The 15,496-nt window shown below is 65.1% G+C and carries 16 protein-coding genes and 3 tRNA genes; 6 read left to right on the top strand and 13 right to left on the bottom strand.

Going from position 1 to position 15,496, the window contains the following annotated elements; all coding sequences use genetic code 11:
• Positions 1-57: 57 nt before the first annotated feature.
• Positions 58-1,401, bottom strand: coding sequence for a sensor histidine kinase (locus tag ACZK0Z_RS15330; protein ID WP_049432522.1), 1,344 nt, complete (start codon positions 1,399-1,401; stop codon positions 58-60).
• Position 1,402: 1 nt separating this feature from the next.
• Positions 1,403-2,074, bottom strand: a complete 672-nt coding sequence (locus ACZK0Z_RS15335; protein ID WP_033833867.1) for a response regulator transcription factor — start codon at positions 2,072-2,074, stop codon at positions 1,403-1,405.
• Between the two features lie 145 nt (positions 2,075-2,219).
• On the opposite strand from ACZK0Z_RS15335, the gene ACZK0Z_RS15340 reads away from it, so the two are divergent.
• Both ACZK0Z_RS15340 and ACZK0Z_RS15345 read left to right on the top strand, forming a co-directional pair.
• Positions 2,220-2,987, top strand: coding sequence for a MipA/OmpV family protein (locus ACZK0Z_RS15340; protein ID WP_197620513.1), 768 nt, complete (start codon positions 2,220-2,222; stop codon positions 2,985-2,987).
• 30 nt (positions 2,988-3,017) lie between these two features.
• A complete protein-coding gene (locus ACZK0Z_RS15345) occupies positions 3,018-3,302 on the top strand; it encodes a hypothetical protein (protein WP_049432529.1) in 285 nt (94 codons plus the stop codon).
• Between the two features lie 42 nt (positions 3,303-3,344).
• Here ACZK0Z_RS15345 and ACZK0Z_RS15350 read toward each other — a convergent pair whose 3' ends face one another.
• On the bottom strand, positions 3,345-3,485 hold the full coding sequence (locus tag ACZK0Z_RS15350) for a hypothetical protein (protein ID WP_005408867.1): 141 nt from the start codon (positions 3,483-3,485) through the stop codon (positions 3,345-3,347).
• A gap of 162 nt (positions 3,486-3,647) precedes the next feature.
• Here ACZK0Z_RS15350 and ACZK0Z_RS15355 point away from each other — a divergent pair, with 162 nt between their 5' ends.
• From ACZK0Z_RS15355 to ACZK0Z_RS15365, 3 genes are all read left to right on the top strand, one after another.
• Complete coding sequence (locus ACZK0Z_RS15355; protein WP_197632307.1) at positions 3,648-4,217, top strand: redoxin family protein; 570 nt, start codon at positions 3,648-3,650, stop codon at positions 4,215-4,217.
• A 112-nt stretch (positions 4,218-4,329) separates the two neighbouring features.
• Positions 4,330-4,518: a hypothetical protein gene (locus ACZK0Z_RS15360; protein WP_005408865.1), complete on the top strand. Its 189-nt coding sequence runs from the start codon at positions 4,330-4,332 to the stop codon at positions 4,516-4,518.
• 257 nt (positions 4,519-4,775) lie between these two features.
• Positions 4,776-5,096 (top strand): hypothetical protein, encoded by a 321-nt coding sequence (locus tag ACZK0Z_RS15365; RefSeq protein WP_100443626.1) that lies wholly within the window; start codon positions 4,776-4,778, stop codon positions 5,094-5,096.
• A gap of 95 nt (positions 5,097-5,191) precedes the next feature.
• On the opposite strand, the gene ACZK0Z_RS15370 is transcribed toward ACZK0Z_RS15365, so the two are convergent.
• The 3 genes from ACZK0Z_RS15370 to uvrB all read right to left on the bottom strand — a co-directional run bounded on the left by ACZK0Z_RS15370 (position 5,192) and on the right by uvrB (position 7,571).
• Positions 5,192-5,266: transfer RNA gene (locus tag ACZK0Z_RS15370), tRNA-Val, on the bottom strand.
• Between the two features lie 98 nt (positions 5,267-5,364).
• A tRNA-Val gene (locus ACZK0Z_RS15375) sits at positions 5,365-5,439 on the bottom strand.
• Between the two features lie 107 nt (positions 5,440-5,546).
• The gene (gene uvrB / locus ACZK0Z_RS15380) at positions 5,547-7,571 is read right to left on the bottom strand and encodes an excinuclease ABC subunit UvrB (protein ID WP_049432592.1); all 2,025 of its coding nucleotides are present in this window, start codon (positions 7,569-7,571) and stop codon (positions 5,547-5,549) included.
• 171 nt (positions 7,572-7,742) lie between these two features.
• On the opposite strand from uvrB, the gene ACZK0Z_RS15385 reads away from it, so the two are divergent.
• On the top strand, positions 7,743-8,237 hold the full coding sequence (locus ACZK0Z_RS15385) for a GspH/FimT family protein (RefSeq protein WP_111203395.1): 495 nt from the start codon (positions 7,743-7,745) through the stop codon (positions 8,235-8,237).
• A gap of 48 nt (positions 8,238-8,285) precedes the next feature.
• On the opposite strand, the gene ACZK0Z_RS15390 is transcribed toward ACZK0Z_RS15385, so the two are convergent.
• From ACZK0Z_RS15390 to ACZK0Z_RS15420, 7 genes are all read right to left on the bottom strand, one after another.
• Positions 8,286-8,362, bottom strand: a tRNA-Asn gene (locus ACZK0Z_RS15390).
• A gap of 47 nt (positions 8,363-8,409) precedes the next feature.
• Positions 8,410-8,835, bottom strand: a complete 426-nt coding sequence (locus ACZK0Z_RS15395; RefSeq protein ID WP_049432588.1) for a type IV pilin protein — start codon at positions 8,833-8,835, stop codon at positions 8,410-8,412.
• A 13-nt stretch (positions 8,836-8,848) separates the two neighbouring features.
• Entirely contained in the window at positions 8,849-12,652 is a 3,804-nt protein-coding gene (locus ACZK0Z_RS15400) for a PilC/PilY family type IV pilus protein (protein ID WP_197620509.1), read from the bottom strand.
• Between the two features lie 11 nt (positions 12,653-12,663).
• The gene (locus ACZK0Z_RS15405) at positions 12,664-13,185 is read right to left on the bottom strand and encodes a pilus assembly PilX family protein (protein ID WP_005408859.1); all 522 of its coding nucleotides are present in this window, start codon (positions 13,183-13,185) and stop codon (positions 12,664-12,666) included.
• Between the two features lie 3 nt (positions 13,186-13,188).
• On the bottom strand, positions 13,189-14,358 hold the full coding sequence (locus ACZK0Z_RS15410) for a PilW family protein (protein ID WP_049432579.1): 1,170 nt from the start codon (positions 14,356-14,358) through the stop codon (positions 13,189-13,191).
• Positions 14,355-14,855 (bottom strand): type IV pilus modification protein PilV, encoded by a 501-nt coding sequence (gene pilV, locus ACZK0Z_RS15415; protein ID WP_106549010.1) that lies wholly within the window; start codon positions 14,853-14,855, stop codon positions 14,355-14,357. The genes ACZK0Z_RS15410 and pilV overlap by 4 nt, the downstream gene beginning before the upstream one ends.
• Positions 14,852-15,367, bottom strand: coding sequence for a GspH/FimT family pseudopilin (locus ACZK0Z_RS15420; protein WP_043034372.1), 516 nt, complete (start codon positions 15,365-15,367; stop codon positions 14,852-14,854). Before ACZK0Z_RS15420 ends, pilV begins: the two co-directional genes overlap by 4 nt.
• Positions 15,368-15,496 lie beyond the last annotated feature (129 nt).

Consider the following 15,496-nt stretch of genomic DNA (forward strand, 5'->3'; position numbering starts at 1 on the left):
CCCCAGCCTGCCGCTGGAGGTGGCAGGCTGCCTATCGGGCCTTTCCCCGTGTGCCTGTCAGCGCCGTACGGTACCGCGGTGGAAATTGACCCTGAAGCTGGCGCCGCCGCCCGCCGCTTCACCGACGCTGACCGAGCCACCGTGGTGCTGCACGATTTCCTTCACCAGGTGCAGGCCCAGGCCACTGCCGCTGCCGGCTGCACGCAGGCGGTGGAAGGGCTCGAAGATCGCTTCGCGGTCACCGACCGGAATGCCGGCGCCCTGGTCGCTGACCTCCAGCAGGCCGCGTGCATCCAGGCGCACGCAGATGATGCCGCGCCCGCCACCATGGACGATGGCGTTGTGCACCAGGTTGGCGATCACCCGCCCCAGCGCCAGGCTGTCGCCATGGATCCACACGGGCGACTCCGGCGCATCCACCTCGAAGCCATAACCGGCGCCGACCACCAGCGGCGCCAGATCGGCGGCCGCCTCGCGCACCAGCAACGCCAGGTCCAGCCGCTGCAGCGCGCCGACATTGCGGTCGAGCCGCTGCAGGTCGAGCAGGTGCTCGGCCACGTTGCCGAGGCGGGCGACATCGGTCAGCAACTGCGATTTCAGTTCACCCTGCGGCAGCTGCGAGAGGCGCGCCTGCACTACCGCGATCGGCACGCGCAGCTCATGCGCGGCATCGGCGAGGAATTTGTCGCGTGCTGCATAGCCCTGCTGCACCTTGTCGATCGCATCGTTGAACGCTTCCACCAGTGGTGCGACCTCGGTCGACACCAGCTGCGCATCCAGGCGCGCGCCCGGCTGGCCGATGTCCAGTTCCTTGGCCTGCTGCGCGGAGCGGCGCACGCCGCGCATCGCGCGATGGATCACCGTCGGCATCACAAGCAGCGTGACCACGATCAACGGCAGGAAGAACCACAGGCCGATCAGGCGCAGCACCATCAGCGCGCCATCCAGCAACCCGCCCTTTGGAGCGCCACCGACCATCACCGTGATGCGGCGCCCCTCTTCGTTGCGGATCATCACCCGCGCCACATCCAGGTACGGCGGCACCAGCGAACCAAGTTCGGTCGCGCCCAGCGTCGGCAACCGCGCCAGCAGCGGCGCGTGGATCGCCGGAATCGTGCCGCGCTCCAGCCAGGCACCCTTGTCGTCGACTGCCGCGAACCAGAGGTTGCCGCCTGCACTGGCATCGAGCTTTTCCCAGCGCGCCTGGTCCAGCACCAGCCGGCCACCCTCACTGTGCACCGCCTTGGCCACTGCCTCGGCCATGAACATGTCCATGCCCCAGGTGTCCTTGTCACCCCAGGTCAGGATCAACGCGACCACCGCGAACAGCACGGTGAAGGCCTGTGCAAGGAACAGGCGCCAGGCCAGGCCCAGGGTGATGGAGCGGATCGGACGTGCCATCTCAGGCCTCCGCCAGCAGGTAGCCGACACCGCGGATCACATGGATCTCCACGCCGGCCCCCGCCTGTTGCAGCGCCTTGCGCAGCTTGGAGATATGCGCATCCAGTGCATTGGACTGGATCTCGTCATCGAAGCCGTACACTGCTGCCTCCAGCGCACTGCGGGTGACGGTGCGTCCCTGCCGCATCGCCAGCGCCTGCAGCACCAGCACCTGCCGCCGCGGCAGCGCCAGCAGCTGGCCATCGACCTGCGCCTGCAGCGATTCGAAATCGAATTCCAGCCGGCCCAGTCGCAGGCTGGGTGTCACCATCGCAGAGGGCCGCCGCGACACCGCACGGATGCGCGCCATCAGTTCCTCGATCGCCACCGGCTTGACCAGGTAGTCATCGGCGCCGACATCCAGGCCCTCGACCTTGTCCGACAGCGTGCCCTTGGCAGTCAGCATGATCACCGCCAGGTTCGGGCGCAGGGCCCGCGCAACGGCAACGAAGCCCGCGCCATCGCCATCAGGCAACTGGCGGTCGAGCAGCATCAGCTGGTGCACGGGTTCGCGCAGCGCGATGGCGGCTTCGGCCAGGCAACCAACCACATCGGCGACCACGCCCTGCCGCTCCAGTCCCGATTGCAGGGCTCGGGACAGATCAGGATCGTCTTCGACCAGGAGGATGCGCATCGGGGGCTCGGCTTCCGGAAACGGTGCCGATCATAGTGCCTGGCGCCCACTTTTTCCGCTTCGGCCTGCCGGATGCGCCGACGCAATGTTCTGACAATGTTGCTCCCCCACCATGCGCAGCCATCCCCTGCAAAGTCGCTGATCGATGCCGTCACTGTCCCCGACCCTGCTGCGCCCGCTGCTGTTCTCCGCTGCCTTCGGCCTGCCGGTGTTCGCGCAGGCCGCCGACCGCAACCCGGGCGTGCAGGCCGGCATGAGTGCTGGCGCAACCTCGGGCGCGTATGCGCACTACGACGTCAAGCCGCTGGTGGTCCCGTCCATTGCCTGGCAGGGCCAGCGCTTCTTCGCAAGCCCCGGCTCGCTGGGGATGTATCTGTACAAGGGCCAGGGCCTGCGCCTTTCGACGGCGGTCACGCCCTACACGCTGCGCTTCAAGACCGATGACGTGAATGATCCGCAGCTGCGCCGCCTGCACAGCCGGCAGATGTCGGCCATGGCCGGCATCAACGGCGAATACAGCGCCGACTGGGGCATCGTCGAAGCCGGGGTGATGCGTGAGATCACCGGCCACGGCGGCGGTTTCGAATCGCGCCTGCACTACAGCTATCAGATCCAGGCCGGCCGCTTCACCTGGCTCCCCAAGGTGGGCGTGGTGCACTCCAGCGCACGCTTGCTGGATTACTACTACGGCATCAGCGATGAGGAAGCGTTGCGCTCCGGACTGGCCGCCTACCAGCCGGGCAGCACGACATCGCCAAGCCTGCAGATCGCCGTCAGCACGCCCCTGGGCACGAAGTGGCGCGCGACCGGTGTGGTTGCCAACCAGTGGTTCGGCGATGCAGTGAAGGACAGCCCGATGGCACGACGCGGCACACAGTCGTCGGCCTTCATTTCCCTGATGCGCTCGTTCTGAACGAGCGCCCGCTACGGACAAGGACCCCCCATGGCCTCCGTCTCCCCCACCTCCGAAGCACACGCGATCCTGCGAGCCCCCGATCTGGACAGCGCCGAGCGCGCCTACCTTGGGCTGATGCCCGACCTTGAGCACGTGAGCGCGCTTGCACGCCGCGCGCTCGGCCAGTCGCGCGTTGCCGACGCGGCCCGGGGATACGCGCTGTCGATGACTCTGGTCGGGCTGCGCCTGCAGGAACTGGAGATGGGCGAGGCCAGCGCGAAAGAGCATCGGCAGGCCACCCTGCGCAGCCTGCGCCAGGCCTTCAGCGCCTGAGCGCAGGCCATCGGCAACGATGCTGCAGTGCCGCGCACCCGCTCAGCGGAACGTGGTCCAGGCCAGCACAGCGGACAACAGGGCGACCCAGATTACTGCCTTGAACGTACCTTCCAGCATGTTGCCGCCGAACAGCAGTTCAAAGAACGGATTGGGCCTGGAAACCGGCACATGATCGCTCATCGGTGAAAGACCCTGGTGATGGGTGGAGGGTATGCACGCATGCCTGCGCGGGCATCACTCTAGTACAGGCCCGTCATCGGTGGATGTGCCGAGAACATCCGCTTAACACCCTGCGCGCCAGTTCGGGTATGTTCGACCCAACGCTGCGTTCAAGGATGATCGATGCTCAAGCGCGCCTTGTTCCCTGTTGTCGCCCTGCTGCTGTCCGTGCTGGTCATCGCGCTCGGATGGCAGAACCGCCAGCTGCGACAGATCAACGAGCAGATGGCCGCTCAGCTTCAGGACATGCGCCTTGAAGCACACGGCCTCGAGCTGGGCAGTCGCCCGGATGCACTGTCGCTGCGCACCACGCAGCAGACCTTCGTCGATATCGGCGGTGCGCGCGACGTTCCGCAGATCCTCTATTTCTTCTCCACCGCATGCCGCTACTGCCTGGCCTCGGTACCGCAGCTGCAGCAGATCGCCGCGGCCCGCGGCAACAGCGAACTGGTCGGTGTCGGCCTGCCGCCATACGACCGGCTGGCGGACTACGCCGGCAAGCATGCACTGCGCTTCCCGATCGCCATCGACAACGAAGCCGCTGCGTCCACGCGCTATCGCGCCACTGTCACGCCGATGCTGATGGTGCTGGCCGCCGATGGCCGCGTTGCCTACAAGCATGTCGGGCAGCTCGACGCCCAGGTCGTGCAGGCCGCCGTCGCGTCGCTCGCGCCGAAGCCGGCGCTGCCCTGATCCCGCATGCCGCGCATCACGTCGCGGCGCCCTGTTACTGCATTCGCGCCACAACCGGCACTCCCGTGCCTTCGGCAACTGCAACTCCACAACGCCAACCAAGGAGATACACATGATCGGAAAGAAAGTGCTTTCGTCCGTCGCCGGTATCGTCGTTGTCGCGGCCATGGCCTTCGGCGCCAGCCAGGCCTTCGCCGTCTCGCCCAAGACCGGATATGCACCGGGCTGCGAACCGCACCCGCAGTGCCCGTTCGGCAACGCGGGCAAGCACGGCCAGCTGCTGTGCTGCGACCCGCTGTAACCGGATCCGTGCATGGGGGCGGCATCGCTGACCTGCCACACCCGCCGCGGAGCTGAGCCAGCGCCGCGGCCATGACCGGGCCACCCCGCAGTGGCCCACCACGCCGGGCCGCCGTGATGCGCGGCCCGGCACTTCCCGGCCCGGATTCATCCTTCCCGCATCGACTTGGCGCACGCTTTACCGGCTTTCGTCGCATACCGGTTTCACAGCGCAGGGGGCAGTGCCACGCTGGACTCCCTTCTCCGGAGCACCGTGCCATGCCGATGCTTGCCCTGCTGCTGTTGTGCGCTGGCCTGTTCGGCCGCGATGCCGACGCCGGGGATGCCTCCCTGCGCAGCCAGATCCTGCAGGCCGACGCCGGGCGTGCGGGCATGCCCCCGGCACATGAGCCGACGGCCCTGCAGTTGTTCCGGTTGCGCCAGGACCGCGTGCTGCGGGTGGGCAACCAGCGCCCGCCTGCGGGCGGCCAGCAGCATCAGGCCGGTTCAGCACGTTTCGCGCAGGTCTGGGAACGCGTGGACGGCCACTGGCGACTGCAGCGCATGATCAGCATCGACGAATGGGTTGCCCAGCGCTGACGCTCGGGCACCGGTAACCATCGCAAACGAAAAAGCCGGCCCAGGGCCGGCTTTCATCGTGATCCACCGCTGCACCGGCAGTACCGGGAGCCAGGTGGTGGGCGGTACAGGGTTCGAACCTGTGACCCCTACCATGTCAAGGTAGTGCTCTACCGCTGAGCTAACCGCCCATCTTGTTCTTGCCGCCCGAAAGCTGGCCCTGCTACGTAAAAACCCGGCGCCAGGGCCGGGCTCTTCAGTTCACGACAGCCCCCTTCCGGAGACTTCGTGGTGGGCGGTACAGGGTTCGAACCTGTGACCCCTACCATGTCAAGGTAGTGCTCTACCGCTGAGCTAACCGCCCGTTTTTGCTTCTGAACGTCCGCGATTGCGTCGGTGCAGGCCGCGTATATTACGGATGCCGGCCGTGAAGCGCAACACTTTTGTGAAGAAGATGCTGCACCGCCGCGTTCAGCCCAGACTCGCTTCCTTCAGCTGCCGGATCTGGTCACGCACGCGTGCGGCATCCTCGAATTCCAGGTCCTTGGCGTGCTGGTACATCTGCTGTTCCAGCGCCTTCAGACGGGCCGCCAGCTGGGCCGGGCCGAGCGAGCGGTAATCGGCTCCGTCCTCGGCAACACCCGCCCTGCCCTTGCCCTTGCCCTTCTTGGCTTCCTTCTCCGCCGCATCCGAACGCGCACCTTCGAGGACGTCGACGATAGGGCGCGCCACCGAGCGCGGCACGATGCCATGTTCTTCGTTGTACTCGACCTGCTTGGCGCGGCGGCGGTCGGTCTCGTCGATCGCTGCCTGCATCGAGCGGGTCACCTTGTCCGCATACAGGATCGCCTTGCCTCGCACATTGCGGGCGGCGCGGCCGATGGTCTGGATCAGCGAGCCGGTGGAGCGAAGGAAGCCTTCCTTGTCGGCGTCGAGGATTGCCACCAGCGACACCTCGGGCATGTCCAGGCCCTCGCGCAGCAGGTTGATGCCCACCAGCACATCGAACTTGCCCAGGCGCAGGTCGCGGATGATCTCCACGCGCTCGACCGTGTCCACGTCCGAGTGCAGGTAGCGCACGCGGATGCCGTGTTCGGTCAGGTATTCGGTGAGGTTCTCGGCCATGCGCTTGGTCAGCGTGGTGACCAGCACACGGTCACCGGCCTTGATGCGCGCGTTGGCCTCGCTCATCAGGTCGTCGACCTGGGTGCCCACCGGGCGGATTTCCACCACCGGATCGATCAGGCCTGTCGGGCGCACCACCAGCTCGGTGATCTCGTCGCCGGCCTCGCGGTACTCATACGGGCCCGGCGTGGCGGACACGTAGATCGCGCGCGGGCAACGCTCCTCCCACTCCTCGAAACGCAGCGGCCGGTTGTCCAGCGCCGACGGCAGGCGGAAGCCGAACTCGACCAGGGTCTCCTTGCGCGAACGATCGCCCTTGAACATGGCACCAATCTGCGGAATGGTCACGTGCGATTCGTCGATGACCAGCAGCGCGTCCGGCGGCAGGTAGTCGAACAGCGTCGGCGGCGGCTCGCCGGCATTCTTGCCGGTCAGGTGCCGCGAGTAGTTCTCGATACCATTGCAGAACCCGACTTCGGCCATCATCTCGATGTCGAACTGGGTGCGCTGCGCCAGGCGCTGCGCCTCGACCAGCTTGTTTTCCGCATACAACTGCTCAAGCCGTTCCTTCAACTCCACCTTGATGGTTTCCACCGCGGCCAGCACGCGCTCGCGGGTGGTGGCGTAGTGGGTCTTGGGGTAGACAGTGAACCGCTGCATGTTGCGCATCGTCTCACCGGTGAGCGGGTCGAACAGGGTGATCTTCTCGACCTCGCCGTCGAACAGCTCGATGCGCAGCGCTTCGCTGTCCGACTCGGCAGGGAACACGTCGATCACTTCGCCACGCACGCGGAACGTGCCACGCTGAAGCTCGTACTCGTTGCGCGTGTACTGCAGCTGGGTCAGGTGATTGATCAGGTCGCGCTGGTCGATGCGCTCGCCCTTGGACAGGATCAGGCGCAGCGACAGATAGTCCTCGGGCGCACCCAGGCCATAGATCGCCGACACCGTGGCCACCACGATCGCATCCGGGCGCGACAGCAGGGTCTTGGTCGCGGCCAGCCGCATCTGCTCGATGTGCTCGTTGATCGAACTGTCCTTCTCGATGAAGGTGTCCGACGAAGGCACGTAGGCCTCCGGCTGGTAGTAATCGTAGTAGCTGACGAAGTACTCGACCGCGTTGTGCGGGAAGAACGCCTTGAACTCACCATACAGCTGCGCCGCCAGCGTCTTGTTCGGCGCCATGATCAGCGTTGGCTTCTGAACGTTCTGGATGACGTTGGCGATGGTGTAGGTCTTGCCCGAGCCGGTGACGCCCAGCAGGGTCTGCTTGGCGATGCCCGCTTCGAAGTTGCTGGTCAGCTTCGCGATGGCATCAGGCTGGTCGCCCGCCGGCGAATACGGCGAGACGAGTTCGAAACGGTCGCTCATGGTGTTGCCAGTTCCCGGGGAGGACAAGTATACGGGGCAAGGGGTGACGGCCAGCTGAGGGGTTTCCGGGCAGGCTGGCGCGGCGGTGCCTGATGGCGGCGCTGCTGCCGGGGCGAGAGGCTTGAAGCCATGCACCACATCCCCCGTCCCAATCGTTTGGCGCTACGCGGCATGCACCTGGTCGAGATGCTGGTGGTGATCGCCGTCCTTGCCGTCCTGGTGGCCGCGGGTTGGCCCGCGCTGCATCCGCTGCTGTTGCGGCATCGCGCCGACGCCCTGCAACTGGCCCTGCATGCCAGTCTTTCCAGCGCCCGAAGCGAAGCTCTGAAGCGCCGTGAATTGATCGGGCTGTGCGCCAGCGACGACGGTGAGCAGTGCTCACTCGACTGGAGCACCGGCTGGATCATCTATCGCAGCGGCAGGCATCGGGGGACACCGGCATCCGCCGAGGACATCCTGACCCACCACCAGGGCCGGACCGACATCGCAATCGTCGCCCAGGCCAGCAGTGGACGGCCGTTGCTGTTCTTCCAGCCTGATGGGCGCAGTCCCGGCGCCAATCTCACACTACGCATCTGCGCAGGAAACCGGCTGCATGGCAGGTTGGTCATCAACAATGGCGGCCGTATCCGCAGCGAGCGTGTCGACCGCACCCTCCCCTGCTGACGGGCCAAAAAGACAAAAGCCGCGATTTCTCGCGGCTTTTGCAGTATCTGGCGCCCGAAGTTGGACTCGAACCAACGACCCCCTGATTAACAGTCAAGTGCTCTAACCGGCTGAGCTATTCGGGCGGGGAGGCGCATTGTACTGGGCGATCAGAGGAAGATCAACACCTGATTTACCAGCAATCGGAAACCGTGCCGCTGGCCGTTTTGCGGTTGGCCTGGTCCACGCCCAGCGTCCCGCAGCTGTCCTTGGTCTGGTTGCCCTGGGGCGTCGCCGTCAGCGTGAACGAGGACGCCTTGCCATCGAAGGTGATCGCGTAGCGTGTGGTCCCGCCCTCGCGCGGCGACACCTTGCTGGGCAGCGCGAAGCCCGAATAGGTGTTGTTCACCGAGTAGTAGCGCTCAGCACGCTGCGCGTACTCCACCAGGTCCGCCTTGGCCACGCCCCGGTGCGACTGGCGGATGTACTGCTGGTACGACGGAACGACAATCGCCGCCAGGATGCCGAGCACGATCACCACGATCATCAATTCGATGAGGGAGAAACCGTGCTGCTTGCCGGGACGACGCAGGGTACTGGAAAGAGTGTTCAGGCTCATGGGAATGTCTTCGTTACTGGATCTGGCGCCAGGATTGGCGACCGCAGGGATAAGGCACGTACATCGTCGGAGCACCCGCCACGTTGACCGCCATCCAGCAGGCGCGCCCGCCTCGATCGGCACCCTTTGCCAGGCGCGGCATCACCGAGACATTGACGTCCTTCACCGGTGCGGTGCCGCCGGTGTCGAGACTGACGCCGGCCGTGCCCGCTCCGTAGGGCGTGCCGGTAATGGACCCGACCCGCGCCTGCTCCAGCGATGCAACACCCGAGATCGGATTGAGGCCAAACAGCCAGTTGCTTCCCTCGGTCGAACAGCCACGGCCACCCGCGGTGGGCATGTAGGTCGGCATGAACACCGTTCCCGACGCCACGGCAGGATTACCAACAAAGCGTTCACCTGCGCCGGGCAATGCAATGCTCCACCCGCGCGCCGCCCCGGAGAAGGGCGTGGCCGTGACCGTGCGCAACTTGTTGGTGGTGGTCACCGTATAGGCCAGCAGATTGGCGGGCACGATCGTGGCCTCCGGCTGGTCCTTGCTGGTGTCGTTGACACCGTACAGCGACTGCGCGGTGAGATCCTGCGGATCATTGTCGAAGGAGAAGCTGCCGGTACCCAGCACCAGCATCACGCCACCACCCGGTCCGGTCACGGCGGTCATGCCGCCGGTAATCGGCTGGCGGTACACCTGGTTGTTGTTGTTGGTCTGGCGCGCCGTGGTGAACACCGGCGTGGTGACCGAGGTCGCCGTGCTTTCCAGGTCGAACTTCCACAGCGCGCCGCGCTGGTCGGCCGCATAGATCGTGTCCGCCAGGCCGTCGCGGCCACGTACACGCCCCGTCCCGCCGGCGCTGTCGGCGCGCCAACGGTCGACGGCCACGATGTTGCCCAGGCCGTTGTCACCGGCAGGTGCAGTCGCCGCGGCCTCGGTAGCAGTGATCATCCGCACCGCGCCCGATCCCAGGTCGACCACGAAGAGCACGGCCTTGCGGCTGAGGCTGTTGTAACCGTTGCCGAAGATCGCTTTCCACGCCACCCCGGTCCCTTCCTTCACCGGCACGATCACCGGCTTGCCAAGGACATGGCCGATATTCGCCTTCACGGTGCTATCGAGCCCCGGCGCCACGTCACTGATTTCCCACAGGCGATTGCCGGTACCGAAGCTGGATGGCGTGGTGACATCCAGCGCGAACACCGAGCGCCCACCGGCGCCCGCCGTACCAACCAGCGCCGTGGCCCAGTTGCCACCGATCTGTGCGTCCGCCACCGCGATCGGTCCATCCACGTAGTAGCGATGACGGAAGCGCTGGTCGGACTTGTTGGCCGCCACGTAGGGATACAGCAGGTTGGCCATGTGGCCCAGCGCAGTTCCAGGGATGTAGGCGAAGGTCTCGCTGCCACCGGCACTGTCACTCACGCCGCTGCCGTTCATGCCACCGTCGAAGGCATGCAGCATGCCGTCGTTGGCACCGACATAGACCATGTAGCGGCCGTTGTTGCGCTTGCGGGTCAGATACGTGGCATACGAGGTCGCCATCGCGGTGCTGATGCGCTGGTAGCCATAGTCGTCGCGGGGCGAACTGATCACCGGGCTGGAGTTGACGATGTCGCCCAGCACGGTGGTACGGGTGCGATAGATGCCCCCCGAGTTGCGTACTTCGCGTGATGCGTCGCCGCGCAGATAGGCCATGGCCGTGGCGATGTCGCCGCCCAGCTTTTCAGCCTCGGTCGCAGAACAGCGCGCAATACCGGGATACTGCTTCTCGTCCTTGTTGCAGAGATCGGTGAAGGCGATGTTGGTGCTGCTGAAGTCAACTGCAGCATTGCCCTTGGTGGCGACGATGGTGCGCGAACGCTGCGCGCCCAGTTTCTCTGCCGCTTCCCACACCTGCGTGTACTCGGTCTGCTGCGTCTTGTCGTTCACCGCGAGCTTGGATGCCTTCAGGCGGCTGAACCAATCGGTTTCCTCGTTGGCCACTTCGAACTGGGGCGTGACCGCCAGCGACCCGGTACCGATACGCGCGCCGGTCAGGCCCTGGCTGCCCGAAGGCGCTGGCCCGGAGGTGACCGACGACAGCACCCGGCGCATGGCCGTGGTGATGTCTGCTGGAGTACGCGCGTTGATGTACTCACCACGGGTATTGGTCGCGGCGTGCCAGATGTCATCCACGGTGCTGGGGTTGTCGTTCTGGCGATCCGGCCAGTTGTTGTAGATGGCCGAATCGGTATACGGATTCTGCTGTTTGTCCGGATCAAACAGGTTGCCACGCGCACCCAGGGTGATCCCATAGAAGTTGATGTGCAGGTCCTTGTTGCAGTCCAGCGACTTGTCTGTACTGGTCGCACACTGCTCCGGCACCGGTACATTGCCCTTGGGCATCGCTGTATCGGTGCGCAACGGATTGACGTAGTAGTACGCCGCGATATCAGCCATCGTATCCGAGTTGCTGTCCTTGAACGGGGCACCCATGGCACCGTCAATATTCCCTGGGGTGGGAATCGAACTCGATGGGAACCCGTTGCCGTTGTTGCTGTAGCCATCGGTGAACAGCATCACCGCGTTTTTCTGGCAGGAAAGCTTGATGGGGGCCGCATCGTCGGTTCGCATGAACTGCAGGCCGGCCGCATTTACCGCATTGCGGTTTGGCGTGCCACCACTGGCCGTCAGTGCGATCATGTCGTTATACAGCTGAGTCTTCTGACCAATCAGGCTCATGTCCTGGATCGTTAGACGCTTCGCAGCATCCGTCGAGCTGTTGTACTTCAGGAAATCGTTGATCCTGAAATAGCCGACATACATATCGTTGACATTCAACGCATGCGTCATGCCCGCGATCATCGCGCGGTTGCGGTTTCCGTAGTAGGTAAACCAGTTGGCGAAGTTCTGCATTGCCGCCGCATCACTTGCCGTGAGCACGTACTTCCACATGTGGCAACCCTTGCCGCAGGCATCCAGGACCTTGGTCCGATTGTTGCCCGCGTTGGCGTAGGCATTGGGCGTTCCTGCCAACTGCGGATAGGGGTCGCCATCGCTCTTGAAGGGCATATAGAACGTCGCAGGCGTGTACTCCAACGACGCGTTGGCCGCGGACGACCATGAGTTCCCAGATTTGTTCTCCTGCACGGAACTGAACCGCCCGGAGTCGGATACGGTCATGTATCGCTGGCCCGGCGGGGCATACATGCCGTCCTGCATGCGTTGCACATCCCAGGATCGAGTTCCCAGGTAGCTGCTCGATACATTTACGACATAGTTGTTGTCATTCTGGTTGCGCGGATCAATGAGCGCAGCGCTGGCGATCGATGCCGGGTAGGATTCAACAGCCTCATTGACGATACGGAGCCAGGGTTGATACTGGATCGAGGGATCGTAGTAGGCTGGATTGTAGGCAGCGGATCGGGCAAACCCGAACACGTCCAACGCAGGGATTCCGAGATAGCTGGTGTTGATCCGCGGCCCCGGCAACAGGTAGAAATAATTGCACTGCCCATCGTTGTAGGGCCTGTTCCGCAAATCGTAAGCGATGATGTCATCCGGCTTGTTCAGGACGCCGGCCGACTTGAAGAAACTCTTGCGCGCGTTGCTCCAGCACGCCGTACCATCCTGCCCCGGGAACTGGGTCTGGAAGGTCATCGAACCCGAATCGTCCACCGCCATGATGAATGACGGCGGCGCGGAGACCTTCAGGTTCATCGGGTGCTGCGACAACGTGCCCTGCGCCTGCGCGGCGAACAGGTTCATCGCAAGCCAGGTGCCGCCAGCCACCGCCAGCAACAGCCCGGAGCCGGCCAGGATCTTGATCTTTCGGGTCGCCATGACCGGGTTCCTCAAAGCTTGAAAACAGTGTCGACAGCCGCCGAGGAGGTCCCCTCGTTGCTGGTGGCGGCATCGCGATCGGAGCCGAACGCGGTGATCTGGTAGACGCGGGTGGGCTCTTCGCTTTCCGGCGTGCCCATGCCCAGCGTCGATTCGCCCTGGATGCAGGCGTCGATGCGGCGCACGCTGACCACCGGCGCCGCCGACAGTTTCTGCTCACCCACCCAGCGGGTGGGATCGAAGCCGTCATCGCAGATGCGCTTGATGGCGTCAGCCTTCAACGAGCCGCCATCGCCGGTATTGTTGTCGATCTCCTCGATCGACCGCTCGGCATCGCGTACCGCTCGTTCGCTGGCCTGGAACGCCACGTTGGCGGCCCGGTAGTTGGAGGACATGCGCTCCTGCATGCTCGCCACCTGCATGCCGACCACGCCGATCAGCGACAGCAGGATCAACAGCATCAGAGCCACGTACAGCACCGCACCGCGCTGCTGCGTACGCCCCTGGAATCGACGGGAGACGGAGGGCTTCATGGGTCAGTTCCCGAACAGTCGGTTGCGCAGTGCCACGGACACCTCGTAGGAGGCACGGTAGCGATCGTCGTAGGTCGTGGGCGGATTGAAGCCAACGCCGAGCACGCCCAGCTGGGCCACGGCCGTATTGGCCTGCTCGGCCGCGGCCCGCTGCGGGCTGCGCACCAGCAGTCCGAACTGCACCAGGCCAACCCGCCGCCACGCAGCGACAGCGGCGGCATCGGTACCGGTGCTGACCCCGCTGGCAGTCTTCTGGAAGGCGATTACTCCGGTGGGCGGCGCGGTGCTGCTGATTGCCGTCTCGGTATCCTGGCCGTAGAGGAACTGCAGGCTCTCAATGCCCTCCACCAGCTCCTCACCGGTGCCGAACGTGTTGTCGCCAGCGCCACGCGCGCGGTACAGCGCGGGTTCGCCTGCGGTATTGGTGGCCACGTAGTACGCCATCGATTCCACCCGATAGACCATGGTCACCGCGTTGTTGGCCGAATACGCCGAGAGATCGGCTTTGCTGGCCGTGATCGTGCTGTCGGCGATTTTCCCGGCGAACACATCCACCTTGCTGCAATCGGCCACGGCAAACGCCGAGGGCGTGGTGACGGCACCGGCCGACAGTCGGGCCGCCGCGTCCTTGGCGATCGTGATGTCCGGTGAATTACCGGAACCGATGGACAGCACCGGCGAGCCTTCCGGCGCCAGGTAGCGCATCACGATGATGTCGCTGCCACCCAGCGGTTTGGGCTTCAGATTGGTGATCGCCGACGGCGTGCTGCCGGCAGCTCCCCAGCTTGCGCCGAGGGTCAGCTTGTTGCCAGGCGCAGTACCCTGCGCCTCGTAACCCTGGATCGGCACCGAGAAGTCCATCGGGCTGCCATCACCCGACTTCACGCCGGCAATGTTGACCTTGACACTGTCCTGGGCGCGCACCAGGTGCGCCTGGTCGTTCACGCAGCCCATGTGCCCGGCCATCCGAATGTCGCGCTCGAGGAACTCCAGTGCGAATCGAGCGTTTTCCTGGGTGCGCGCGACGCCTTCGGAGAGCTGCGAGGCCGCCCGCGAAGCCATGAAGATCTGGGTCACGCCCAGCATCAGCACCAGGCCGATGACCAGCGAGATCAGCAGTTCCACCAGCGAGAGGCCAGCCGCATGGCTGGCAGCGGAAGGCGCGCGCTTCATAGACGGGTAACCAGGGTGAACGTGGTGATGCTGTCGGGATTGGCTGCGTTCCATCGCTCGTCTCCCCAGCCGATGCCCACCGTGACCAGGCCATCATTGACGGTCACGTTGGCGCTGGCCTTGCCTCCCAGCACCTTGACCACCTGGCATTGCCAGCGCGCCACGTTCGCCTTGGAGGCTGTCACGTCGGCACTGTTGGGCCAGGTGCAGGGGCCAGCCGGCGCGGTGACCGAGCCGGCGGTGAAGGAGGCCTTGGTGTATTCGCCACCGTTGAGGGTTTCGCTGCGCTGCACGCGCATCAGCTCGATCAGATCGTAGGCCAGGCTGGTGGCCTGGGTGCGCTGGCTGGCGCTCTGCACGAACCGCACGTTCATGGTCTGCAGCAGCGCAAAGCCAAGCAGGCCGAACGCCAGCACCAGCAGCGCGATCAGCACCTCGATCAGGCTGAAGCCACGACTGCGGGCGGGCCCGCCCAGGCCGGAACGACGACGTTTCATTTGCAGGTTCCTGCGGTGGAGCGGACCTGACCGGAGAACAGGACGATCAGGGTCCGCATGGGGTCACCCGCCTTGCAGCCTTGCGGCACCAGGCTCACGACCTGGTCGGCGGACGCGCGGCGGCGCCCCTGGGAGTCGAAGGAGATGACGGCCGGGCTGGGAGCCTCGACCGCCAGGCTGCTGCTGCCCTTGGAGAAGCGCAGCACGCTCTCGCTGCCGCTGACGGAGCCATCGCCATCGACGTCGCCCCAGGCCAGCATGCCCTTGCTCCACTCGCCATCGCAGGACGTACCGTTGCTGCTGCCGCACACCCCGCCACCGTGGCGGTTGCGGATGGCCTCGCTGCGGGCGAGCGACAACAGGCCGATCACCTCGTTGTTGGTGGTGGTCAGGCGGTTGGAGCGCATCGCGGTGCGGAAGCTGGGATAGGAGATGCTGGCCAGAATGACCAGGATGACCAGCGTGATCATCAACTCGACCAGCGTGAAGCCGTTTTGCCGGCGCAAAGACATTGGACGCTCCCCAGCGTGTTGATGGCCACGATGGGCCATCGCCCTGCCACCGGCAAGCGGCGGCAGGATGAACGGTCAATCCAGGGCGACGGGCGTCAAAGCCTTGACGACCCGCCCCGCCCCACTCCG

The sequence above is a fragment of the Stenotrophomonas sp. 116085_Sma genome (genome assembly GCF_056479585.1).